General features: G+C 72.4%; 16 protein-coding genes. 10 read left to right on the forward strand and 6 right to left on the reverse strand.

What is annotated here, in order from left to right:
- Positions 1 to 3: 3 nt before the first annotated feature.
- A complete protein-coding gene (locus tag O0S08_RS15645) occupies positions 4 to 3084 on the forward strand; it encodes a beta-propeller domain-containing protein (RefSeq protein WP_269039944.1) in 3081 nt (1026 codons plus the stop codon).
- Positions 3085 to 3522: 438 nt separating this feature from the next.
- Here the strand turns inward: O0S08_RS15645 and O0S08_RS15650 are convergent, their stop codons facing one another.
- Positions 3523 to 5550: a hypothetical protein gene (locus O0S08_RS15650; RefSeq protein ID WP_269039945.1), complete on the reverse strand. Its 2028-nt coding sequence runs from the start codon at positions 5548 to 5550 to the stop codon at positions 3523 to 3525.
- Between the two features lie 165 nt (positions 5551 to 5715).
- On the opposite strand from O0S08_RS15650, the gene O0S08_RS15655 reads away from it, so the two are divergent.
- Together O0S08_RS15655 and polA are read left to right on the forward strand one after the other, a co-directional pair.
- On the forward strand, positions 5716 to 7863 hold the full coding sequence (locus O0S08_RS15655) for an SUMF1/EgtB/PvdO family nonheme iron enzyme (protein ID WP_269039946.1): 2148 nt from the start codon (positions 5716 to 5718) through the stop codon (positions 7861 to 7863).
- A gap of 189 nt (positions 7864 to 8052) precedes the next feature.
- Positions 8053 to 10833, forward strand: coding sequence for a DNA polymerase I (gene polA / locus O0S08_RS15660; protein ID WP_269039947.1), 2781 nt, complete (start codon positions 8053 to 8055; stop codon positions 10831 to 10833).
- A 30-nt stretch (positions 10834 to 10863) separates the two neighbouring features.
- On the opposite strand, the gene O0S08_RS15665 is transcribed toward polA, so the two are convergent.
- A complete protein-coding gene (locus O0S08_RS15665; RefSeq protein WP_269039948.1) occupies positions 10864 to 11253 on the reverse strand; it encodes a hypothetical protein in 390 nt (129 codons plus the stop codon).
- Positions 11254 to 11316: 63 nt separating this feature from the next.
- Between O0S08_RS15665 and O0S08_RS15670 the strand changes: the two genes are divergently transcribed.
- Positions 11317 to 12552: a CCA tRNA nucleotidyltransferase gene (locus O0S08_RS15670; protein WP_269039949.1), complete on the forward strand. Its 1236-nt coding sequence runs from the start codon at positions 11317 to 11319 to the stop codon at positions 12550 to 12552.
- 516 nt (positions 12553 to 13068) lie between these two features.
- Positions 13069 to 13914, forward strand: coding sequence for a hypothetical protein (locus tag O0S08_RS15675; RefSeq protein WP_269039950.1), 846 nt, complete (start codon positions 13069 to 13071; stop codon positions 13912 to 13914).
- Between the two features lie 395 nt (positions 13915 to 14309).
- Here O0S08_RS15675 and tsaB read toward each other — a convergent pair whose 3' ends face one another.
- Together tsaB and rseP are read right to left on the reverse strand one after the other, a co-directional pair.
- Positions 14310 to 15050 carry a tRNA (adenosine(37)-N6)-threonylcarbamoyltransferase complex dimerization subunit type 1 TsaB gene (gene tsaB, locus O0S08_RS15680; RefSeq protein ID WP_269039951.1) on the reverse strand — a complete coding sequence of 247 codons (741 nt, stop codon included), beginning with the start codon at positions 15048 to 15050 and terminating at the stop codon, positions 14310 to 14312.
- A complete protein-coding gene (gene rseP, locus O0S08_RS15685; RefSeq protein WP_269039952.1) occupies positions 15050 to 16681 on the reverse strand; it encodes an RIP metalloprotease RseP in 1632 nt (543 codons plus the stop codon). Before rseP ends, tsaB begins: the two co-directional genes overlap by 1 nt.
- A gap of 307 nt (positions 16682 to 16988) precedes the next feature.
- Here rseP and O0S08_RS15690 point away from each other — a divergent pair, with 307 nt between their 5' ends.
- Entirely contained in the window at positions 16989 to 17813 is an 825-nt protein-coding gene (locus tag O0S08_RS15690) for a PA14 domain-containing protein (RefSeq protein WP_269039953.1), read from the forward strand.
- An 88-nt stretch (positions 17814 to 17901) separates the two neighbouring features.
- Here O0S08_RS15690 and O0S08_RS15695 read toward each other — a convergent pair whose 3' ends face one another.
- Positions 17902 to 19185 carry a hypothetical protein gene (locus tag O0S08_RS15695; protein WP_269039954.1) on the reverse strand — a complete coding sequence of 428 codons (1284 nt, stop codon included), beginning with the start codon at positions 19183 to 19185 and terminating at the stop codon, positions 17902 to 17904.
- 54 nt (positions 19186 to 19239) lie between these two features.
- Positions 19240 to 20574: an adenosylmethionine--8-amino-7-oxononanoate transaminase gene (gene bioA / locus O0S08_RS15700; protein ID WP_269039955.1), complete on the reverse strand. Its 1335-nt coding sequence runs from the start codon at positions 20572 to 20574 to the stop codon at positions 19240 to 19242.
- 193 nt (positions 20575 to 20767) lie between these two features.
- Between bioA and O0S08_RS15705 the strand changes: the two genes are divergently transcribed.
- The 4 genes from O0S08_RS15705 (at position 20768) to O0S08_RS15720 (ending at position 24239) form a co-directional block, all read left to right on the forward strand.
- Positions 20768 to 21496, forward strand: coding sequence for a hypothetical protein (locus O0S08_RS15705; RefSeq protein WP_269039956.1), 729 nt, complete (start codon positions 20768 to 20770; stop codon positions 21494 to 21496).
- Between the two features lie 168 nt (positions 21497 to 21664).
- Positions 21665 to 22084, forward strand: coding sequence for a hypothetical protein (locus O0S08_RS15710; RefSeq protein ID WP_269039957.1), 420 nt, complete (start codon positions 21665 to 21667; stop codon positions 22082 to 22084).
- A gap of 22 nt (positions 22085 to 22106) precedes the next feature.
- Positions 22107 to 22529, forward strand: a complete 423-nt coding sequence (locus O0S08_RS15715) for a hypothetical protein (RefSeq protein WP_269039958.1) — start codon at positions 22107 to 22109, stop codon at positions 22527 to 22529.
- Positions 22530 to 22532: 3 nt separating this feature from the next.
- Positions 22533 to 24239, forward strand: coding sequence for a sigma-54-dependent transcriptional regulator (locus O0S08_RS15720; RefSeq protein ID WP_269039959.1), 1707 nt, complete (start codon positions 22533 to 22535; stop codon positions 24237 to 24239).
- Positions 24240 to 24241: the final 2 nt, after the last annotated feature.

Below are 24241 nucleotides of genomic sequence, written 5' to 3' on the forward strand. Positions count from 1 at the left end.
AGCGTGTCTGCATCACGCCCCGGCCGCGCGCGATGGTTCGCGTTGGGGTGCCTGTTGCTGCTCACGCTGGTCGCGACGGTCGCGGAGGCGGGCACCCGCGATCAGCGGTGGCGCACCCTCGAGACCGAGCACTTCGTCATCCATTACTACCAGGGCAACGAGGTCGCCGCGGAGCGGGCCGCGGCGACGATGGAGCGGGCCCACTCGCGGCTCGCCCCCGACCTCGGCCACAGCCCGTTCCTGCGCACGCAGGTGATCCTCACCGACGACACCGACTCCGCCAACGGCAGCGCCTCGGTCGTCCCGTACGCGCACATCAACGGCAACGTCACCGCGCCCGAGTCGATGTCGGTGCTCGAGAGCTACGACGACTGGCTCGACGTGCTGCTCACCCACGAGTACACGCACATCGTCCACATCGACACGATCCACGGCATCCCGCGCCTCGTCAACGCGCTGCTCGGCTTCGGCGTCCTCGGCAAGGTGTGGCCGCCCAACGGCGCCCAGCCGCGGTGGTTCATCGAGGGCCTGGCGACCTACGAGGAGTCGCGCCTGTCCTCGCAGGGCCGCCACCGCTCGGCCCAGTTCGACACCATGATGCGCATGCACGTGCTCGAGCACGGCTTCCAGCCGATCGACCGCGTGTCCTCGCCCGGCACGATCTTCCCCAACGTCACCACCGTCTACCTCTACGGCCTCCACCTCGTCGACTACATCGGCACGCGCTACGGCCACGACAAGCTGCGCGAGCTCAGCCACACCTACGGCGGCCAGGCGGTGCCGTACGGGATCCACCGCGCAGTCTCGCGGGTGCTCGGCGTCACCTATGAGCAGCTGTGGAAGGAGTTCGAGCTGCACATGACGCGCCGCTTCGAGGCCCAGGCGCGGGCGATCCGCGGCCGGGGGATCCGCGAGGGCCGGCGCCTCACCTTCACCGTCGCGTCCGAGGCCAGCAACGCGTTCACGCGCCGACCCTTCTGGTCGGACGACGATCGCATGATCTACTTCTACGACGACGACGGCCACTCGAACCCGGGCATCCGCCGGATCTCGAGCCGCGGCGGACGGATCCGCGAGGGCGTCGGCGTCGGCCGCCAGGGCCAGAGCACCGACATCGAGCGCGTCGTCGAGGTCCAGGGCGCGACCACCGGCTCGTTCCTGCCCGGCGGCAAGGACATCGTGTTCGAGCAGTGGTCGCTCCACGACCTGCGCTACTCGTGGAACGACCTCTACCTGTGGCACGGCGAGCAGGGGGCACCCAACGCCCGCCAGGGCCCCGCAGACACCGAGCAGCTGACCTTCGGCCTGCGCGCCCGCGACGCCCAGGTCTCGCCCGACGGCCGCACAGTCCTGTTCGTGCGCAACGACGCCGCCCAGTCGCGCCTCGCCTTCCTCGACCTGCACACCCGCGAGGTCACCGAGGTCGCCCCGCTCGAGCGCATGCAGCAGGTCTACACCCCGCGCTGGTCGCCCGACGGCCGCAAGGTCGCCTACTCGATGCACCGCGGCGGTGGTTACCGCGACCTCTACGTCTACGACCGCGAGGCCGGCACGCACACGCGCATGACCGCCGACCGCTGGCTCGACATCACCCCCGCGTACTCGCCCGACGGCCGCTGGCTGCTGTTCTCGTCCGACCGCGACCACGTGATCAACGTCTACGCGATCGACCTCGCCACCGGTCGCACGCACCAGGTCACCAACGTCCTCGGCGCCGCCTTCGACGCCGTCGTCAGCCACGACGGCACGCGGATCGCCTACATCGGCGCGAGCTCGACCGGATATGACCTTTGGGTCATGAAGTTCGACCCGACCAGCTTCCTCGAGCCGCTGCCGACCGTCGACGACCTGCCCGTCGCCGACGAGCCGAACCCGCCGCTGCCCGAGGATCGCGGGCGGCCTGCGAGCGCCCGCAGCAAGCGCTACCGGCCGATCCGCACCATGTACCCGCGGGCGATCGCGCCGGCCTCGCTCGACTTCGGCGGCGCCGGCCAGGGCCTCGAGCTCGGGGCCAAGCTCGAGATCGCCGATGTCGTCGGCTACCACCGCCTCACCGGCGTGTTCCGCCAGTTCGTCGATCACCAGCAGCCGACCGGCTCGGTCGAGTACACCTTCGCCCGCCTGGTGCCGACCTTCCGCTTCGCCTTCCGCCGCGACTTCCGGATCCACGACAGCAGCCAGCGCTACAGCTACGACAACATCTCGGCCGACGGCAGCTTCGCCCCCTACGCGGTGTCGGGCTACCGCGAGCGCCAGACGTCCGTGCGCGCCGGCGTCGACGTGCCGATCGTGCGCCACGCGATCCACAACGCCAGCGCCAGCCTCGACTACGTGTTCACCCGCTTCCGCGACCTCGACCGCGACCGCGAGCGGATCGACCCCAACGCCCCCGCGAGCACCCCGCCGGCCGCCGGCGACCTCGGCCGCGTCGACCTCGAGCTGCGCTACAGCAACCTCCGCGGCGTCCGCCACGGCTACGCCGAGGAGACCGGCCGGGCGGTGAGCGTGCGCCTGTCGGTGGTCGACCCGCACCTCGGCGGCCAGTACGGCGACATCCAGGTCGGCGCCGCTTACACCGAGCGGATCCGCATGCCCTGGCGCGGCCACCAGGTGCTCGCATTCCGCCTCGGCGGGGGCGCCTCGGCCGGCGGCCTCGGTCGGCTCGGCGGCTTCCGCCTCGGCGGCCTGCGCGACCAGCCCGACGTCATCCAGTCGTTCCTCCGCCGCGAGGCGTTCGGCGAGGCCGGCTACCTGCGCGGCTTCGCCTGGCGCTCGCTGCCCGGCGACTACTACGCGGTGCTCAACACCGAGTACCGGATCCCGCTCGTCGACATCGAACGGGGCATGAGCGCGCTGCCGCTGTACCTGCGCCGCATGACGACGATCCCGTTCGCCGACGTGGGCATGGCCTGGACCGAGCGGGTCAGCCGCGAGGCCCTGCGCTGGAGCCTCGGCATGTCGCTCGTGTTCAGCTTCCGCATCGGCTACCGCGACACCATCGACCTGTTCTTCACCTACGCCCACGGCTTCGCCCAGCGCGGCGACGTCAATTATTTCCGGGCGCTCATCGCCCGCAGCTTCTGACCTGCAGGTCTGAACGGTCATGTCTCTTGAGCCATGGCTATGACGACATGTCATAATAGACATTTCCTCGGGGACATGTCCTGTCGACGCTATGGCCAACGGAGTACGCCGCTCCTCGCAGGGACCGAGCGCAGGCGTGCTGCAAGCGAGCAGACCCGCAGCGAGGTAGGGAAGACCGCGCAATCAGCAAGCCGGGCGAACCCCGGTTAATCCGATGCATTCGTGGGCCAGCCAGGGAGCCACGCCGCACGGAGGACCAGGCGACCCTCGGCCGCGCAGCCAGCGAGCCGAGCCGGGCAGGGGCGCTCTTGGGACCGAGCGCCAGGCGACCCTCGGCCGCGCAGCGAGTGAGCTGGTCCGCCGCAGGTGCGCGCCTCGGGACAAAAGTATGAAAGGCCATGTCCTGAAGGACATGGCCTTTCAAGCATGCCCAAAAGCTCAGGGCCGGAGCGACGTCTCGGTCGGGTCGTCGAGCACGCTCGGCAGCTGCGGTCCGGTCGGCGCCTCGGGCTCGCGGCGGACGGGCGTGTGCGCCAGCGGGCGCGGGGCCTCGGCCGGCTCCTCGGCGACGGGCTTCGCCTGCGCGGGCGCGGGGGCCTCGGGCTCGCGGGCGGGTTCGGCGGGCGTCGCCGCGATCATCGGCGCGGGCGCGGGCGCCGGCGCCGACTCGAGCTTCTTCTGCGCCGGGAAGCGCAGCGGCTGGCTCGGGACGGGCAGGGGGGACATCGGATCGCCGCGGCCCTTCCAGCGGGCGAGGGCCGCCATCACGCGCTCGTCGCGGCGCTGGGCCAGCTCGCCCTGCGGCGTGCCGTCGGGCCCGCCGAGCAGCTCGCCGACGATCAGCTCGGTCACCAGATCGGCCGGGTCGTCGGCCGCGTGGTCGAGCATGCGACCCTCGTAGCGCGGCCGGTCGCGGTCGATCGCCGCGGCCGCAGTCGCGCCGCGGATGGCGGCCACCGGATCGCGCAGACCGGCCTCGATCGAGTCGGCGTGGCCCCGCCGCACGCGCAGGCCGGCGACGAGGGCCCGCACCCGCGCGTCGAGCCCGGCCTCGGTCGCCAGCGTCCGCAGCAGGCTGTCGTAAGCCTGCGGATCGGCGGCGGCCAGGCGCGAGCGGGCCTGCAGCGCGTAGTCGCCGAGCGGGCGGAACACCAGATCTTCGCCGTGCTCGACCGCCACGCTGCGGTCGTGGATCGCCGCCTCGACGTCGCGGCCGTCGAGCTTGACCAGAGTGCACGCGCCGGACGGCGTCGTCGCCAGCCACGTCCACACGTGGGCCCGCAGCGTCGGCGAGTCGGCCTGCAGCAGCGTGGCGATCGCGGCCGGGCTCGCCCCCGCCAGCGCCTTGTCGATGCGCACCAGCTCGCGCTCGGTCAGCAGGTCGACCGACTGCGCCTGGGCCAGCGCCTCGAGCGGCCGCCGCGACAGGCCCGAGCGCCGGATCGCCTCCTCGGCCGGCAGCGCGCCCTCGCGGGCCACCTGCCGCGGCTCCGGCTCGGCCTCGTCGGCCGCGGTCTCGAAGAAGTAGGCCATGTCGGCCCACGAGAACTCGCGCAGCGACGTCCGCGTGCGGTCGAACTGCAGCGCCGGCGCGGCCCCCAGGCCGGACGCGCAGCTGCTCGCCGCGGTCGCCCTGGGCCCCGAGGCCACCGCCACCGCCTCGTCCTCGTCCGCGGCTTTGCGCCGCTGCTTCTTCGAACCGGCCTTTTGGACCATGTCGGAAGAGTCAGGTCCCTTGACCACCGCCGGCGCCGGCTCGGCCTCCGGCTCACGCGCCGGCGGCGCCGAGATCGGCTCACGCGTGACCACGGCCGGGGTCTGCCGACCGGACGGGCTCGCGTCGATCTTCTTGCGTTCGGCCGCGCCCGTCGCCCCGTGGTCCTCGCGCCGCGGCTCGGCCGGCGCCGCCTCCGGGCGGCTGGTCCCGCGCGCCGCGGCGGTCGTCGCAGCGGACGGGCGGTTCGCCTCGCGGGTCCCGGCCTCGGCGGGTCGGCCCGATTTCCCGGGTCGGGCGGCGGTCGCGGTCTGAGAGGTTTCGGCTCGCCGGCGATCGCGGGCCGGCTTGCGGCGGTACAGCTCGCGGAGCGCGGCCGCATCCCGGCCGTCGATCACGTCGGCGCGCTTGCCCGGTCCGCGCCCGTCGACCGCGTCCGTCTGCCCGCGTGACCTGGTCGTCACGTTCGCCGGCGCCGCCGTGCTCGATCGCACATGCGTCGCGGCCGGCGAGCTGCCTGGCCTTTTCACCATGTCCTGACGGCCAGGCGGCGCCGCGGCGGTCGGCCGGGCCGGGGCCGCGGCGGTGGCAGCCGGCCGGGTCGCAGCCGCCTTCTGGCGCCCGGCCGAGGCCGTCGCGGCCTTTTGTGCGGATCCGCGCGTCGCCTCCCTGGCGGTGCTGGCGGAGGCCGGTGGCGCGAGCAGGGCCGCCAGCAGGGCGGCGCAGACGAACAGCGACGGACGGGCCGACATTGGCCGGACCCTACGAGTCCGGGCGGCGGAGGGCAAAAAAAGGGCTGGCTGCCGCGACAACCGCCGCGGTGCGCGCCGCGCGACGCTGGCGTACAATCGCGCCGCTGATCATGCACATGCGGGCGCTCGATCCAGACCGTACCTCTGTCCGTAAGGAGAGCCGCCATGGCTGAGGCAGGCGACCGATTCGGGCTCGTCGGCACCCTCGTCGCCGACAAGTACTTCATCGAGCGAGTGGTCGGGGAGGGCGGCTTCGGCATCGTGTACCGGGCCGTCCACCGGATCTGGGACGAGCCGGTGGCCGTCAAGTGCTTCACGGCGCTGTCGAACGCCCCGGTCGAGATGCGCGAGGAGCTGCTCGAGGCGTTCGTCCGCGAGGGCAAGCTGCTGACCGCGCTGTCGAGCCGGACCACCGGCATCGTCCAGGCGCGGGACATCGGCACCCTCACCACGCCCGGCGGCGTGTGGCTGCCCTACATGGTGCTGGAGTGGCTCGACGGCCGGCCGCTCGAGTCGTGGATCGGCCACGACGACGGCAAGCCGCGCTCGCCCGAACGCAGCGCGCTCGAGACCTTCAACCTCATGGACGGCTGCGCCCGCGCCCTCGCGCTGGCCCACGGCCGCGGCGTCGCCCACCGCGACATCAAGCCGGCCAACTTCTTCGTCCTCGGCGACACGCTCACCCCGGGCGTCGTCATCAAGGTCCTCGACTTCGGCATCGCCAAGGTCATGCAGAGCCAGGCCCGCACGGCGATGCAGGCCACCGGCACGCAGATCTCGAGCTTCACCCCGACCTACGGCGCGCCCGAGCAGTTCGACCGCAGCTACGGCGCCACCGGGCCGTGGACCGACGTCTATCAAATGGCGCTCGTGCTGGTCGAGATCATGCGCGGCGGCCTGCCTGCGCTCGAGGGCGAGCAGTTCATCCAGTTCGCGTTCGCGACCCAGAACACCCAGCGGCGGCCGACCCCGCGGACCTTCGGCGTCGCCACCACCGACGCGGTCGAGGCGGTGTTCCAGAAGGCGCTCGCGGTCAAGGTCGTCGACCGCTACCCCAACATGGGCGAGTTCTGGACCAGCCTCGCCGCCGCGCTCGAGCTCAAGGAGTACCCGGCGATCCAGGCCGCCGAGACCTCGATCGGCCAGACCGTCGTGCCGGACGGGCAGGGCGGGGCGCTCAAGACCCGCCGCTCGGGCGAGCTGCTGGCGCAGCAGCCGGTGCTGACCATGTCTGCGCCGCCGACCCCGGCCTCCCCGCCGGTCCCGGCCACCGTCGTCACCCCGCCCGCGCCCACGGTCAAGCCGATGGCCGCCGGCGCGATCGCTGCGATCGTCGGCGCCCTCGTGGCCGTCGGCGTCGCGGTGTTCGTCGCCACCCGCGGCGGCGGCGAGGCCGAGAAGCCGCCGGAGCAGCCGCCGCCCGCCGAGGTCAAGAAGGTGGTCGAGGCGCCCAAGCCCGAGACCCGGGTCGAACCGCCGCCCGCCCCGACCTCGTGCCCCGACGGCATGGCCTTCGTGACCGGCAAGAACTTCTTCATGGGCACCGAGTCGGAGAAGCCGGTGCTGGCGCTGGCCCGCCCGCTGCACAAGGTCGAGATCCGGCCGTTCTGCGTCGACATCTACGAGGTGACCACCGAGCAGTACGAGAATTGCTCGGACAAGGGCGAGTGCAAGCGGGCCTACCGCGACAGCTTCTGGCCGCAGGGCTCGAGCAAGCGGGCCGACTGGGAGAAGGCCAAGACCGCCTACTCGACGCTGTGCAACGCCGGCAACCCCGAGCGCAAGCAGCACCCGATCAACTGCATCACCTGGTCCCAGGCCGACGAGTACTGCCGGGTCCTCGGCAAGCGCCTGCCGAGCGAGGCCGAGTTCGAGTTCGCCGCCCGCGGCTCCGACGGCCGCGTGTACCCGTGGGGCGATGGCGCCCCGAGCCCCGAGCACCTCAACGCCTGCGGGGCCGAGTGCGTGGCGTGGCGCAAGCAGAAGGGCCTGCCGCCGGTCGAGCCGATGTACGCCGCCGACGACAAGTTCGTCGGCACCGCGCCGATCGGCAGCTTCCCCGGCGGCAAGACCGAGAACGGCCTGTTCGACCTCGTCGGCAACGTGTTCGAGTGGACGGCGGACCGCTTCGAGCGCTACCCCACCACCGAGGGCGAGCCGGCCCCGCCCATGCCCGGCAACAACCGGGTGATCCGCGGCGGCGCTTTCAACAGCTCCGAGCCCGAGCACACCGACCCGGCCCTGCGCTTCCCCAACGACGCCGACGCCCACACCCACGGCATCGGCTTCCGCTGCGCCGCCGACCCGCGCTGACGTCGCATGTCCCGCGGGACAGGTCCAAGCACCTGCCTCTCGGGACATGTCCAGGGGCCGAGTGCGCTCCCTTGACCTGTCTCCGAGGACAGGTCAACCCGGCCTGTCGCCGCATCTGCGTGCGGCGACGCAGGTCGTCGGGCCCGGGACCGGGTCGACCGGCCGCTCGCATGTGGTAGAACCCGCAGCGTGAGCACTAACGCGCGTCCTCAAGGCGGCCCTGGCAGCGTCTTCCTCATCGACGGCAACAACTTCATCTTCCGCGCCTTCCATGCCATGCCGAGCCTGAGCGCGCCCGGCGGCGTGCCGATCAACGCCGTGCACGGGTTCGTCCGCATGATCCAGGCCATGCGGAAGGAGTTCCAGCCGGAGGTCTTCGTCGCGGTGTTCGACCACAGCGAGGAGACCTTCCGCAACAAGCTCTACCCGCCGTACAAGGCGCACCGCCCGCCGATGCCCGAGGACCTGGTGCCGCAGATCCCGCTGGTGCGGCAGGCGACCGCCGCGCTGGGCCTGCCGGTGATCGAGGTCCCCGGCGTCGAGGCCGACGACGTCATCGCCTGCTACGCCCTCGCCGCGCAGAAGGCCGGGCGCTCGGTCGTCCTGCTCTCGACCGACAAGGACCTCATGCAGCTCATCGACGCCGGCGACGGCGAGCGCAAGCCGATCCTCATGTGGGACTCGATGAAGTCGAAGCTGATCGGCCCGGCCGAGGTCGTCGAGAAGTGGGGCGTGCCGCCGACCAAGCTCGTCGACCTGCTCGCGCTCACCGGCGACAGCTCCGACAACGTCCCCGGCGTGCCCGGCATCGGCCCCAAGACCGCCGCCCAGCTGCTCGAGGAATTCGGCGACCTCGAGGGCCTGTTGAACGGCGCCGCCGGCATCAAGCAGGCCAAGCGCCGCGAGTCCCTGCAGGAGCACGCCGCCAACGCCCGCCTCAGCCGCGAGCTCGTGCAGCTGCGCTGCGACATCCCGCTGCCACGCCCGCTCGAGGAGCTCGCCGACCACGGCAGCGACCAGGCCACCCTCGAGGCGTTCTTCGGGCCGCTCGGGTTCAAGAGCCTGCTCGGCCTCCGCGGCAAGGCCGTCGAGCACAAGCCGCCCGAGGGCCCGCTCGAGCTGCGCCCCGGCGCCCCGCTCACCCTCGACAAGTCGCGCTACCAGCCGCTGACCAGCGAGGCCGAGCTGGTCGCCTACGTCGACGCCGTCCTGGCCAGGAGCAGCATCCTCGCCCTGCAGATCGTCGTCGACGTCGCCGACTCGATGCGCGCCGCGCTGGTCGGCGTGGCCCTCGCGCCCGGAGGCGAGGACGCGCCGGCGCCGGCCTACGTCCCGGTCGCGCACGAGGGCGACGCCTTGCTCGTGAAACATGTCGCGAAGGACATCATCGCCGCCCAGCTGCGGCGGCTGACCACCGGGGCCCTGCCGCTGGTGGCCCAGGGCTCCAAGTTCCAGGCGATCGTCCTGCGCCGCCACGGCGTCGAGCTCGGCCCGCTGGTGATGGACCCGAAGCTCGCCTCGTACACCCTCGACCCGGCGCGCTCGTCCCACAACCTCGCCGAGCTGGCCAAGGACCTGTTCGCCTACACCGCCGGCGCCCAGGAGGACGTGCTCGGCAAGGGCAAGAAGGCCGTCACCTTCACCCGCGCCCCGGTCGACCGCACCACGCTCTACGCCTGCGAGCGCGCCGAGCTGGCCTTGAAGGCAGGTGCCCACCTGCGCCCGCAGCTCGACGAGTCGAGCGCCCTGCGCTCGCTGTTCGACGAGCTGGAGATGCCGCTGGTGCGCGTCCTGCAGCGCATCGAGGAGACCGGCGTGCGCGTCGACGCCGGCGTCCTGGCCAAGCAGGGCGAGGTCATGGGCGCCGAGATCGCGACCCTGCGGGCCCAGATCGCCGAGCACGCCGGCTACGACCTCAACCCCGACTCGCCCAACCAGCTGCAGAAGCTGCTGTTCGAGGACCTCGGCCTCGAGGCCTCGCGCAAGACCAAGACCGGCTTCTCGACCGACGCCACGGTGCTCGAGGAGCTCGCCGCCTATCACCCGGTGGTCGGCCTCATCCTCGAGTACCGCGGCCTCACCAAGCTCAAGGGCACCTACCTCGACACGTTGCCCGGCGAGATCAACCCGGTCACCGGGCGCCTGCACACCAACTTCCGCCAGGCAGTGGCCCAGACCGGCCGCCTCTCGAGCAAGGACCCCAACCTGCAGAACATCCCGATCCGCAGCGAGGTCGGCCGGCAGATCCGCGAGGCCTTCGTCGCCGCGCCGGGCAAGCAGCTGGTCGCGCTCGACTACTCGCAGATCGAGCTGCGGATCCTGGCCCACCTCTCGGGCGACAAGAACCTGGTGTCGTCGTTCCGCGACGGCGTCGACGTCCACCGCCGCACCGCCGCCGAGGTGTTCGGCGTGGCCGAGCAGGACGTCACCGCCGATCAGCGACGGATCGCCAAGGCCGTCAACTTCGGCGTCATCTACGGCCAGTCGGCGTTCGGTCTCGCGCGCCAGCTCGGCATCCCGCGCGGCAAGGCCGGCAGCTACATCAAGGTCTACTTCGAGAAGATCCCCGGCGTGTCGCGTTACATGGAGGAGCTGATCGACGTCGCCAGCGCGCGCGGCTACGCCGAGACCATCTTCGGTCGCAGGCGGCGGATCCCCGAGCTCGCGCGCAAGGGGGCCTCCCGCGCCTACGGCGAGCGGATCGCCCGCAACACGCCGATCCAGGGCAGCGCCGCCGACATCATGAAGCGGGCCATGATCGCCGTCGACGCCGCGCTGGTCGACAAGCCGTGGGTGCAGATGCTGCTCACCGTCCACGACGAGCTCATCTTCGAGTGCGACACCGGCCGCGTCGACGAGCTCATCGCCCTCGCGCGTCCGCTGATGGAGGGCGCTGCGGGTGACAAGCTACAGGTCCCGCTGCACGTCGAGTCCGGTCACGGCCCGAGCTGGGCCGCCTGCAAGGGCTGAGCTCGCGCTGGGTGCAACTACTTGGGTGTGCTAGGCCGCGGCCATGTGGGCCTCGGCCTCGACAGTGGCGATGAAGCCGTCGGGGTCGTGGAGCGAGAGGTACAGCTCGCGGCAACGCCAGGGGAGGGGCGCGCGTACGCGCTGAGGCCGGTTGAAGTGGACGCAGACCACGCCTTCGAGCGAGCCGATGAGGCCGACCCGACCGCGGGCACCGATCCTCAGGCCGAGGCCGCTCCACCACGGCCAGGTCGAGCGGCTCACGTGCTCGATCTGCTCGAGCGCGAACCGGCCGTGGAACAGCACGCCGAACTCGACCTCGACGTGCCCGCCGCCGATGTGCACCGCGGCCCGCTCCCCCGAGGCCCGGAGCGGAAAGAGCAGGGGGCGGAGGAGGGGCATGATCCGGATGGGGAAGTCCATGGCCAGGGTCAACCATAGCACCGGGCGTGCGAACTCGGCCGCGCGAGTGATAACGTCGATGGCATGATCCCCACGCCCTCGCAGGCCGCGGCGCTGCTGCGCGCCGCGCCGATCCCCGCCGCGCTCCGCGAGATCGCCCAGATCCTCCACGACGCCGGACACGAGGCCGTGCTGGTCGGTGGCGCCGTCCGCGACGTGCTCCTCGGCCGGCTCCACGGCGACTGGGACCTCGCCAGCAGCGCGACCCCTGACGAGGTCCAGAAGCTGTTCAAGAAGACGATCCCCACCGGCGTCGCCCACGGCACGGTGACCGTCGTCCATGGCCGCGGCCCCAACAAGGTGCACGCCGAGGTCACGACCTTCCGGGGCGAGGGCCGCTACGACGACGGCCGCCGCCCCGCCGAGGTCCGGTTCCTCCGCGACCTCCGCGAAGACCTCGCGCGCCGCGACTTCACCATCAACGCGTTCGCCTGGAACCCCATCCGCGAGATCTTCACCGACTGCTTCGACGGCCTCGGCGACCTCGGGCGGGGGGTCATCCGCGCCGTCGGCGACCCGGCCCAGCGCTTCCAGGAGGACGGACTCCGGGCCATGCGCGCGGTCCGTCTGTGCGCCGTCCTCGAGTACAGGCTCGACCTCGACACCGCCGCCGCGATCGGCGGCGCGCTGGACGTCCTCGACAAGGTCAGCCGCGAGCGCGTCCACGTCGAGCTGTTCAAGCTGCTGGCAGCCGCGCGGCCGATCCTCGGCCTCCTGCCGATGGCCGAGACCGGCATCTGGGCGCGCATCCTCGTCCCGCTCGAGCGCGAGACGCTGGACGCCGCGATCGAGCACGTGGACCGTCTGCCGCGCGATCCGGTGATCCGTCTGGCCCGGCTGTTGTGGCCGCTGCGCGCCGACAAGGCCGTGATCGAGAAGGTGGTCGACAACCTGCGCCCGAGCCGGGACGAGCGCGCGCGGATCCTCGCGCTCACCAGCCCCGCGCTCGAGCCGCTGGGGTCCTCGAGCGACCCGCTGCAGATCCGTCGCACCCTCGCCAAGCTCGGCCGCAAGTACGCCGCCGACGCTGCCGCCTTGCACGCGGTCGAGTGGGCGCAGGCGGTGACGATCGAGGAGGCGATCCGCGGCGCGCCGCTGGCCATCGGCGAGCTGGCCATCGGCGGCAACGACCTGGTCCGCGAGGGCCTCGCCACCCCCGGCCCGCAGATGGGCAAGACGCTCGCCGAACTGCTCGACTGGGTGCTCGAGGATCCGCGCCGCAACACCGCCGCGCAGCTGCTGGAGCACTTGCGCGGCTGAGCCGAGCGGGCCGGATCTCCTACAGCCTGTCCTTGAGGACAGATGAGGCGGGCTCATGGAAGGCTCGCGGAGGGGGGCGTATTTTCATATGTCCCGAGAGACATGTCTCAAGGCGGCCTCTCGCTGGGAACGTCGGTGCCGGCGAACGGGGCCCGAAAGCCACTCCTCTGCCGGTACGCCGTCTCGCCGGGACATCTGACATCGCGCCCTGCTGGCAGTAGGACCGACACACCGTCGTCGCCGAGACGCCGGACGTGGGCGCGCGAGGCATCCCACAGCTTGCCCGCGTCGTGACATGGGCGCGCGAGTGCGACGCGGGGCTCCTTCGTGGAGTGCCTTGTCGGTCGGTGTTCTCGTCCACGCGTCGCGCCAGTCCGCCCGCAATTTCAGGCACCCGGAGCGGCGGCGCATGCGAGGGGCACAAGCGTACGAGGGGCGAGCGCCTCCGCCGTCGCCCGGCGCCCCGGCCCGCGGGCGGACTGGCGCAGCGCGGCCGCCGGCGGTAGGCTGGTGGTCATGCGCGGTGTCCGGGCGGTCGCCTGCGGGCTCGTGGTGGCGTTGAGCGCCGGTTCTGTCTCCGCGCGGCCGGCCGAGGGCCCCGTCAGTGAGAGCGTCCTGTGGAGCGACAACCTGACCGGCTACGCCGACCAGCGCGCCGCCGAGGGGGATCACGCGAGCGCGGCCGACTTCTACTTCCGCGCCCATGATCGACTCACGAGCAGCGCCGCGCCGCAGCGGTTCCTCGGCAGCGCTCACGAGCCGCTCGAGAAGGGCGTCAACGCGGCCGCCGAGGCGCAGGCGATCGATCCCACGCGCACCGACCTGCTGTGTGACGCCGACCTCCGGCTGATCCGCCACGCCCGGCTGCTGGAGTCCGCCGACGTGCTCACGCCCGCGGCTGTCGTCCTGCTGCGCGGCGCCCGGTCTCGCATCGACGCTCGCCTGCGCGGCGCCGGTGCGGTGTGCAGCGGCCCCGCGGCCGAGCCGCCGGCTTCCGTCGCGCTCAGCGCGGTCGCCGGCTATCCCGAAGGACATGTCCTCACCGACCGGATCCTCGAGCCAGGCGCGCTCGCCCGCGCCGCCCCGCTCGACACCCCGTACGTGCCGGCCATCCCGCCGCGCTCGGGCAAGCGCGGCAAGCTGTGGACCAACCTCGGCGTCGCCTTGATGGCCGGCGGCCTGCTGGTGGTCGGCCTCGGCGTCGGTCTGGCCGGCCGCGAGCGCGACGCCTCGGCCGCGCTCAGCATCGTCACCGGCGCCACCGCCTTCACCGTGGGCATGCCGATGCTCATCATCGGCGACAAGCGCCGCCGGGCGGCCGCGCTCGCGCTCGGCGGCCGCGGGCTCTCGGTGGCGTTCTAGCATCGTCACCGGCGCCACCGCCTTCACCGTGGGCATGCCGATGCTCGTCATCGGCGACAAGCGCCGCCGGGCGGCCGCGCTCGCGCTCGGGGGCCGCGGGCTCCCGGTGGCGTTCTAGCGCGAGGTCGCGGGTGCCGGCCGCGGTTTTCGCGGGGAGTGATCGATGGGGCGTCGACCCGCGCGACGTCCTCCGTGACCATGGGCGGCCTGGTTGTGGCGCTGCCTCCTGCCTCTGAACGTTCACCCGGGGGCTGCGAGGGCGAACGCCGGGTCCTGCTACGGGGCTGACCCGCCGCTCATCTCGGGATGCACGAGAGAGTATGTCTCCGAGCACATGCTCTTAAAAACATGCCCGATCGAGCATGTCGCATCGGACATACCGCCACCTCCGGAGCTCACACGAACGGCGAGCGGTACGGCGGGCGCTTGGGCGTGTTGAGCCCCAGCTCGGCGTAGCTGGCGCGCAGGTAGACCGCGTCGACCGTGGCCACGTCGGCCGGGGCCTCGCGCAGCGCGGCGCGGGCGGCCGCTGCCCACAGCCCGGGCCCGTCGGCGCCGGGGACCGCGAGCGAGCGCGCCCGCAGCTCGGCCGGCAACGCCGAGGCCACCGCGGACACGCCGGGGCCGACCGCGCGGGCGCGGGCGACGAACTCGGCCGGCAGCTCGGCGAGGACCTGCTCCAAAGGACAGCAGCGATCGTCGGCCAGCCGCTCCGGCCCGTCGTCGCCGAGGTGGAACGGCGCGGCGTAGACGTCGCCGCGACGGGCGTCGAGCAGGCCCAGGACCGGCCCGCGGACCCGCTCGGCGCCGGCGACGATCGCCAGAGTGCTGAGGCCGAACAGCGGGCAATCGAGGCCGAGCGCCAGCCCCTTGGCGGTGGCGAGGGCGACGCGGCTGCCGGTGAACATCCCCGGCCCGAGCCCGCAAGCGATCGCCCCCAGCTCGCGCGGCGCGACCCCGGCCGCGGCCAGCAGCGCGGAGATCCGCGGCGCCAGCTCGGCCGACGCCGGGCGCCCGCGATCGTCGTGGGTCGCCTCGGCCACCGGCTGCGCGCTCCCGGTCGCGCGGTCGATGCGACCGACCGCCAGCGCGGTGCGCGGCGTCGACGTGTCGAGCGCGAGCAGCCAGGTCGTCACTAGTCCATCCAGAAGCGGGTGATGTCGTTGCGCAGGGCGATCAGCAGCAGCACCAGGATGATCACCAGGCCGACGGCGCTGGCCACCTCGCGCGCGCGCTGGCCCAGCGGTCGCCGGCGCAGCGCCTCGAGCGTGAAGAACATCAGGTGCCCGCCATCGAGGATCGGGATCGGCAACAGGTTGACGAACCCGAGGTTGATGCTGAGCAGCGCCATGAGCAGCAAGAACTGCCCCGGGCCTTGCTCGGCGGCGGTGCCGGCGACGTTGAAGATCCCGACCACCGAGCTGAGCTCGTCGACGCCGCGCTCGAGCGTCACCATCTGCCGCAGGCTCGTCCACATCATGCCGAGCATCGACAGCGTCTCGTCGACCGCGGAGCGGACGGCGTAGGTCACGCGCCCGCGGATCGGCTCGGGCGGCGGCACTTCACGCTTGGCGTAGGGATCTGCCCCGAAGAACAGGTAGCTGCGCTCTTGCTTGTAGATCCCCCGGTGGGTGCGGATCTCCTGCTCGACGCGGACGGTGCGCGGCGCCTCGCCGGGCGACTGCACGCGCAGGTCGATCGGCTTGGTGCCCTGGCGGTCGAGCATGACCGCGACCGTCTCCCAGCGCGTGACCGGCCGGTCGTCGACCGCGAGCACGCGATCGCCCGGAGCGATCCCCGCCTTGGCCGCGGGCGAACCGGACGCGACCGTGCGGACGAAGGTGTTGGCCGGGAGCAGCCCCGTGCTCGCGCCGCCCTCGTGACGCGGCAGCAGGCGAGCGTGGTGCGACGCGTACCACCAGTACGTGCCGAACTCGCTGCGCACCGGGACCGCGCGGAGGTACGTCAGGCGCAGCAGCGCGGTGCCCTGGCGCGTCAGCTCGCGCTCGAGGTCCTCGACGGTCTCGATCGGCTCGCCGTTGATCGAGGTGATGATGTCGCCGGTCTGCAGGCCTTGCTCGTGCGCCGGCGAGTGGGTGTCGACGATGCCGATCGGCGGCGCGTAGACCCACGGGAACACGCCCAGCATGCCGCGCGCCTCGGGCTCGTCGACGGCGTTCTTGACGACGCTGCGGCGCGGCGTCACGAAGCGGTCGAAGCGGACCCCGTCGCGCTCGATCTGCAGCTTGACCTCGCGGTCGGGCGCCGCCCGCACGTGGTCCTGCATCTCGCCCCACGAGTGGATGTCGGTGCCGTCGATGGCGACGATCCGGTCGCCGGACTGCAGCTCGCTGGTCGCGGCCGCCGAGTCGTCGAGCACGGTGCCGATCACCGGCGGCGGGATCACCGTGTGCCCGAGGTAGAACGTGAAGTAGAGCAGCAGCGGCAGCAGCAGGTTGAACAGCGGCCCGGCGCCGAGGACCAGGTAGCGGGCCCACAGCGGGCGGTTGCGCAGGGCCCGGTGGGCCTCGTGCGGGGCCAGTGGTTCGTCGGGCGACTGGCCGAGCAGCGTCACGTAGCCGCCGAGCGGGATCGGAGCGATCCGGTACTCCGTCTCGCCGAGCTGGACCCGCGCGAGCGCCGGCCCGAAGCCGAGCGAGAAGCGCACGACCTTGACGTCGACCAGCTTGGCCGCCAGCAGGTGGCCGAGCTCATGCACGAAGATCAGCGGGCCGATCAGGAGGATGAACGCCAAAAATTGCGTCATCGGCCGCCTCCGCGGCGTCGCTCCTGGACTCCGGCGCGGTCGCGCCCGGCTGCCTCCGTCCTGGACATGGCTGACTGTGGATACTCGACCCGAGGCTCCCGGCCGAGCGCGGGGGCAGTGATGCGTCTCACAGCTCGCACAGGGGCGCTGGGGTCGCACGGACCCGACCATTTTCGCCACCGCGAATCAATTCAGCGCCGTACACTCGCCCAGCGCAGACTCCCCGTTCCTGCGGGCCCGAGCCCGCCTGAATCCCTGCGCCGAGGGCGTCGTCACAGCGCCACGTACTGACCTCCAGAGGATTTTCATGCTTCGCACGTCCGTGATCCTGGTCGCGAGCTTCGGGCTGCTCGCTGGTTGTGCCTCTTCTTCGGCGAACGCGCCGCAATCGAACTCTCCCGACGCCGGCAAGGTGGACTACGACGTCGGGACGCCCAGCGGCGGCAACGGTGGCAGCAGCACGCCGGCCGAGTCCGACGGCAACGGCAGCGAGCCCGCGATCAAGGGCCGCGACTCCACCACCACGCGCGGCGCCTCGGTCGGTCCCAAGGTCGTCAAGCGGATCGCGGCGAGCAAGCCGCCCAAGGCCGAAGAGCCGGAGACCCCCGCGCCGGCCAAGCCCAAGCCGGGCCGCGCCACCAGCCCCAACGGCCTGCTCGCCGAGGCCTTCGTCATCCCGGCGGCGACCGAGAAGCTGCCCGACTTCGCCGGCCTGACGCCGAAGAAGCTGTTCATCGCCAACACGCTCGACGCCTCGGGCACCACGCCGCTCGCGGGCCTGCCGCGGGGCCTCGCCGCCCCGCTGGCGCTCCGCTTCACCGGCACGGTCAACGTCGTCACCGCCGGCGAGTACAAGCTGTGCTCCGCCAGCGTCGACGGCAGCCAGCTCTACATCGAGGACACGCTCATCGTCGACAACGACGGCGTCAAGACCGAGGCCGCCGAGGTCTGCGAGCTCGTCAGCCTCGACCCCGGCGAGTACAAGGTCGAGCTGCGCTCGTTCCACGTCAGCGGCCCGATCGTCGTCCGCCTGGCCTGGGCCGAGGGCAAGGACGGCACCCCCGCCGCCATCCCGCTCAAGAGCCTGTACAAGCCCGAGGACGCGGACGCCCGCGTCAAGGCCGGCAAGTAGGCTGTCTCTTCGCGCAGGTCCTCGGCGACATGTCCCCGAGGACCTGTGCGATCGCGCCGCCGACCGCTCGGCGGCCATGTCTTCGCGGTCAAGGCGCGTCGACCTGTGAGCCGTCGTCGGCGCACGCGATCCGCACCCGGCGAGTCGGCGCCGACTCGCCGACCACGACGACCTGCCCGCGCCCGGCGCGGAGGAGCGACGCGTGCTCGCCGACCTCGAGGGTGCCGACGATGTCCTCGTCGACCGTCACGCCCTCGATCGGCGCGACGTACCAGTGCTTCGTCGGCAGCTGACCGATCGCCACCCGGCTGCCGAGCTGCAGCAGGTGCGAGTGCAGATCCTTGTCGAGCAGCGCGATCAGGTCGCCCTCGTCGGTCGTGTCCGGCCCGAGCAGGTCGGTGCGGAACAGGTAGTCGGCCGGGGTCGCGTCGGCGCTCGAGCCGTCGGGGCCGGGGACGAGCCCCGCCAGCACGTAGACTCCGAGCGGGTCGGCGGCGAGCTGCGCGGGCGAGGGCAGCGCCGGGCCGGAGGTCGGCCAGGCCACGTGATCGCGGCGGGTCAGCACCGGCTTCTCCGCCGTGGGGTCGCGCTGCAGCGCGAGGCTGAGGATGTGCGTCTCGAACATCGCCGGCGGCGCGGCGGGATCGGGCATCGCGTCGGGGCGCGAGGCGATCGAGATCAGCAGCGCGGCCCCGGCGACGCTGCCGGGTTCGGCGACGTCGAGCACGCTGAGCTCGCGCAGGTCGTCCCACAACAGCGGGCAGGTCAGCTCGCTGAGCGGTGGGCAGGTCACCGTCGCAGTCAACGTCCAGCGTTCGCCGAGGCCGAGCTCCGGCGTCACCGCGGCCACGTGCACCGGCACCTCGCCGACCTTCGTCAGGCGCGGCAGCGCGAGTAGGTACGGGCTCTGGCCGAGGAACACCAGGCGATGAAACCACTCCGTCGACGCGTCGCCCGGGAAGCCCGCGAGCGCCGGTCCGGCGGACACCGCCGCCGCGTCCTCGTCGATCCGCCACAGCTGCGCCGCGTCGTCGCGGTCGAGCGTCAGCCACAGCTGACCCTCGATCGCGCTGCGCGTGAGCGTGAACTCGTGCGGCGCGCCCACGGTCGACAGATCGACGCCGGGGATGTCCTCCGGGGCCCGTCGCAGCTCGAGCTCGCCCGGGTGTTCGCTGGCCAGGAACCACGCCGCGTCCGCGCCGCTGCGGGCGATCGCCGCCGCGTGGATCCGCCAGCCCGGCAGCACGTCAGGGTCGGCGACCGCGAGCTCGATGTCTTCGCACGTGCGACCGACGTCGAGCACGAGCCCCGGCGGCGTCACCGGGCTGCACGCGCCGAGCAGCGCCGCGCCGACGAGTCCGCGAGCCCGCATCCCCGCGATGATAGCCGCTCGACGGCCTGACCGCGACCACCGCGACGGGGCGCCTCACTCGAGCACGGCGCGAATGGTGGCGATCGTCGCCTCGGCCAGGCGGTCGAGCTCGTCGTCGTCGATCACCAGCGGCGGGAACCAGTAGATCGTGTCGTGCAGCGGCCGCAGGAGCACCCCCCGGGCCAGCGCGGCCTCGCGCAGCAGCAGGCCGAGCCGTCCGTCGCGCGCCCCCGGGCTGCCCGGCGCGGGCCTCACCCCGAGGGCCGCGATCATGCCCGCCTGGCGATGGGCCACCACCGCCGGACACGCCGACGCGACCGCCCGGCGGCGCGCCGCCATCGCCTCGACGCGGCCCGGCAAGCGGGCCAGGAGGTCGGTCGCGCGGAACAGCTCGAGCCCGGCGATCGCCGCCGCGCAGGCGATCGGGTTGGCCGTGAACGTGTGGCTGTGGAGGAAGCTGCGGGTCGGCGCGCCGCGGAAGTCGACGTCGAAGCCCTCCCGCACCAGCACCGTAGCGAGCGGCAAGATCCCTGCCAGGCCCTTGCTGAGGCACAGCAGATCGGGCTGCACTTCCGACCATGTACTTGCGAACATGTGGCCGGTGCGGCCGAACCCGACCGCGATCTCGTCGGCGATGACGTGGATCCCGAGGCGCTGGGCCGCGCGGGCCAGCTCGCGGTAGAAGCCCGCGCCGGTCATCGTCATCCGGCCCGCGCACTGCACCAGCGGCTCGATCACGACCGCGGTCAGCTCGTGCGCGTGCTCCTCCAGCGCCGCGATCGCGGCCGCGGTCTCGGGCGCGTCGCGGCCGAGGTCGGACGCGAGGTCGGCGTGCTCGTGCTGCGGATGGCTCGGAGCCGGCAGCTCGAGCGGCGAGAAGAGCAGGGGCGCGAACGTGTCGCGGTACGCGCTGGCGCCGCAGAGGGCCAGGGCGCCGAGGGTCTCGCCGTGATAGCCGTTGCGCAGCGTGGCGAAGCGGCGGCGGTCCGGTTCACCGCGCTGTTGTCGGGCCTGATAGCTGAGCTTGAGCGCCACCTCGACCGCCGCCGAGCCGCAGTCGGCGTAGAACACCCGCTCGTAGCCGGGCGGCGCCGCGGCGAGGAGCGCCTCGGCGAGCGCGACCGCCGGCTCGTGGGTGAAGCCGGCGAACATCACGTGGTCGAGGCGTTCGACCTGCTCGCGGATCGCAGCGACGATCGCCGGGTGGCCGTGGCCGTGCACGCACGTCCACCACGACGCGATGGCGTCGAGGATCGCCCGCCCGTCGGCGTCGTAGAGCCAGCATCCGCGGGCGCGTTCGACGGCGATCGGGGGCAGGCGGTCGAGATCGGCGAAGTGCGTCGCCGGGTGCCAGACGTGCGCGCGATCGCGGTCGATGAGCCTCGCCACGGCGGCGAGGCTGACCTCAGGCGCGCGCGGCCGTCAAGCCCGTCCGGCCGCCCGGGGGAGGAGCTCCGCCGTCCGCGCCGGCTTTGGCGGCGACAGCCCGCCTCCGTGCGGTCCCCATTGCGTAGGCCGGGCCGCTCGCGCACCCTTGCGGTGGGCGCGGCTCGCGACCGGTCGCGCCGCCTCGGGTTTCGCCATGCAGCGCACGCTCTCGACCCTCCGCACCGCCCTCCGTTCGTTCCCCTTGTTCGCCGGGCTGTTCACCGCCGCCGTCGCCGGCGGCTGCGTGCTCTACGGCGAGCCCGACGACTACAAGACCTGCCAGGAGGTCGCGTGCGGCAACCATGCCAGCTGCGGCGACGGCAAGTGCTTCTGCGATCCCGGCTACGAGGGCAACCCGTACACCGGCTGTCAGGACGCCACGCCCGCCGTCGACGAGGAGTGCGCCAAGGACTGCGGGCAGAACGCCTACTGCTCCGAGGGCGAGTGTTACTGCGAGCTCGACCACGTCTACGTCTGCGGTGAGAACGCCGGGTGCATGCCGACCGAGCGGCTCTGCGACAAGACCGCCGACTGCCCCAACGGCGCCGACGAGGCCACTGCAGTCTGCGCCGCGCCGGTCTTCCAGGAGTGGCTGCTGACGGACGACTGCGACGACGGCCTCGACATCGAGTGGAAGCTGTTCGCGCAGGACCGCGATTGGGCCTGGCCCGACTCCGAGACGACCTTCCGCACCGCCGGCCGCGGCGTCGATGTCTACCAGACCATTCAGTGCTTCGAGGGCGAATGGATCTGCTTCGCCGGCGCCTCCGGGGACGTCACCTGGGGCTTCAACCTCGACGGCACCGGCGAGTGCGAGGCGTGTTGTGCCGCCTGCGGCTCCCAACCGCTGCTGGATCTCGGGTTCCTCACCTGCGAGGGTTGACAGCCGGCGAGGGCGCGGGGGTGCGCCGGCCCCTTGCTTTTGCGCCTGATTGCCGCTACGTCTCCCCCGTCACGTGTGTGTCCGTGAGGCCCGCACGCGGCGTGGTGGACTTCCATGACAGAGATCGCCCAGCTCTTCGAATCTGCGCTCCGACAGAATCGGGCCACCTTGCTGCGCAAGGCCGCGATCAACACGGTGGCGCGGATGCCGGCCACCACCAAGCTCAGTGAGCTCCTCAGCAGCGAGGCCGGCGCCTCGATCCGTCAGCTCAGCATCAGCGAGCTGCGCGAGGCCCTCGCGGCGCTGCTCCCGGCGCGGCCCGCCCGCCCGGCGGCGAGCGCGGCGGCGGCAGCGAGCGAGAGCGAGGGCGCGGCCAACGGCGCCGGCGAGGCGCGCGAGGTCCAGGTCTACAAGCAGATCCTCACCGCCATCGAGGACGAGCCGCTCACCATCGGCCAGCTGGCCAAGCGCATCGACTGCGACATCGCCGAGCTGCGCGGCTACCTCGCGTGGATGAAGAAGATGGGCAAGATCGACAGCACGGGGCGCGCCCGCGCGACCCGCTACCACAAGCCGGCCGGGGCCTGAGCTCCGCGGGCGCTCGCACGCCATGGCATTCGCGGTCGCCGACTTCCCCGAGCAGGTCGCCGCGCTCAAGCACGACCTCGGCAAGTACGTCGCCTGGATGTCGGCCAACCTCGGCGACGACGACTGGCGCGGCTCGCTGCGCGACGAGCTGATCGAGGCGCTGCGCCGCGACATCCTCCGCACCCGCAGCGGCGGCGACGGCACCGTCGAGACCGCGTGGGAGCTGTGGTCGCGCTTCGCCGCCGCCTGGCCGCGGCCGTTGCCTGCGCCCGAGCTCGTCGACGTCGAGGCCGCCGTCGAGGTCCTGCGCGCGCACGGCCCGGCGCTCGTCCGCGGCGACCGCGACGCCATCGCCGCCGCGCGCCCGCAGATCCGCGCCGCGCAGCAGACGATCCGCAGCGCGCTGCAGCAGCTGCATCGGCGGCTCCAGTCTCAGCGCGGGTGATTCGTGCCGTCGATCCTCATCATCGACGACGAGGACAACTACCTCGAGCTGTGCCGGCGCTACATGCCCGAGCACAGCTTCTTGCCGCCGGCCCGCAACTACCGCGAGACGGCGGCCGCGCTGCGGCGCTACGCCGGCCAGGTCGACCTCGTCCTGCTCGACGTCCATTTCAACATCCCCGACGCCGAACTGCTGCCGCACGACAAGCAGCCGCTGCTCACTCGCGGCGGCGATCCGGCCAAGGTGTTCGAGCGGCTGCGGCGCAGCCAGGGTCTCTACATCCTCGACCAGATCCGGCAGAGCCACCCCGACCTGCCGGTGATCGTCATGACCTCGCGCGACGACCTCCCGCTCGAGGCCGACGCCGAGCGCCTGCGGGCCGAGGATTACACCTACCTCCTCGCCGACGACTACCTCGACGCGCGCGCGCTCAAGCTGCAGATCGACGGCATCCTCGCCCAGCGCGAGCGCCACGTCGCCGCCGCCAGCGAACCGTTCTATTGGGGCAACTCGGCCGCCATGATCGGCCTGCGCCGCCGCCTCGGGATCCTCGCGCGCGGGCGCCTGCCCGTCATCATTCAGGGCGCCACCGGCACCGGCAAGAGCCTCGTCGCCCGCGAGTTCATCCATCCTCGCTCCGAGCGCGCCGGTCCGTTCGTCGCCGTCGACCTCTCGACCTTGCCGAACGACCTCATGGCCGCGCACCTGTTCGGCGTCGTCAAGGGCGCCTACACCGGCGCGACCAGCTCGCGCGAGGGCGTGCTCGCGCGGGCCCACGGCGGCACCCTGTTCCTCGACGAGATCGGCAACCTCGGCCTCGAGCTGCAGAAGTCGCTGCTGCTCGTGCTGCAGGAGGGCGCCTACCGGCCGATCGGCGCCACCAAGGAGCTGCAGACCGACATCAAGCTGGTCGTCGCCACCAACGAGAACCTCGCCGCCATGGTCCGCGCCGGCCGCTTCCGCGAGGATCTCTACATGCGCCTCAACCCCGCGACCGCGGTCACCTTGCCCGGTCTGCGCGAGCGTCGCGACGACTTCCAGGAGCTGCTCGAGTGGTTCATGCGCGGCGTCACCGCCGAGGCGTATAACCGCGATCTCCTGGCCCAGTACGCGCTGCAGCGCGGCCTCCCGGCGCCGGGGCCCAACGACAACCTCGCGGTCACCGTCGGCCGCTCGATCCCCCCGCGCGGCGACGCCCGGCGCATGCACGTCCTCCTGCACCCGAGCAGCTTCAAGCTGCTGCAGGAGTTCGACTGGCCCGGCAACTTCCGCCAGTTCGAGATGACCCTCTCGAACCTCCTCACCTTCACCCTCGTCGACCTCGTCGACCGGCCCGAGCGGATCGAGCCGGAAGATCTGGGCGAGGCCGGGCGTCCTGACATCATCCCGATCTTGCCGCGCACCGTCAGCGACCTCTTGCGGCCGATGACCGCCCCCACCGTGTCCGAGGCGCCGGTCGAGGAGGTCGCGGCCGACGGCGCCGACCTCGCGCGCCTGGCGATCGTCCTGCGCCCGGCCGAGTCGCTCAACGCAGTCTCGTGCGCGGTCGAGCGCCAGTACCTGGAGCACCTCTACGAGCGCTGCGTCGGCGACCTCGGCAAGATGGGCGAGATCCTCCTCAACGACGCCGGGGCGGGGCGGAAGATCCAGCTCCGCATGAACCAGCTCGGGATCAAGCTGCGCCGGCTCAAGCGCCGCGCCGACGGCTAGCA

Origin of the sequence: Nannocystis punicea (genome assembly GCF_026965555.1) — a bacterium.
Taxonomy (GTDB): domain Bacteria; phylum Myxococcota_A; class Polyangia; order Nannocystales; family Nannocystaceae; genus Nannocystis; species Nannocystis punicea.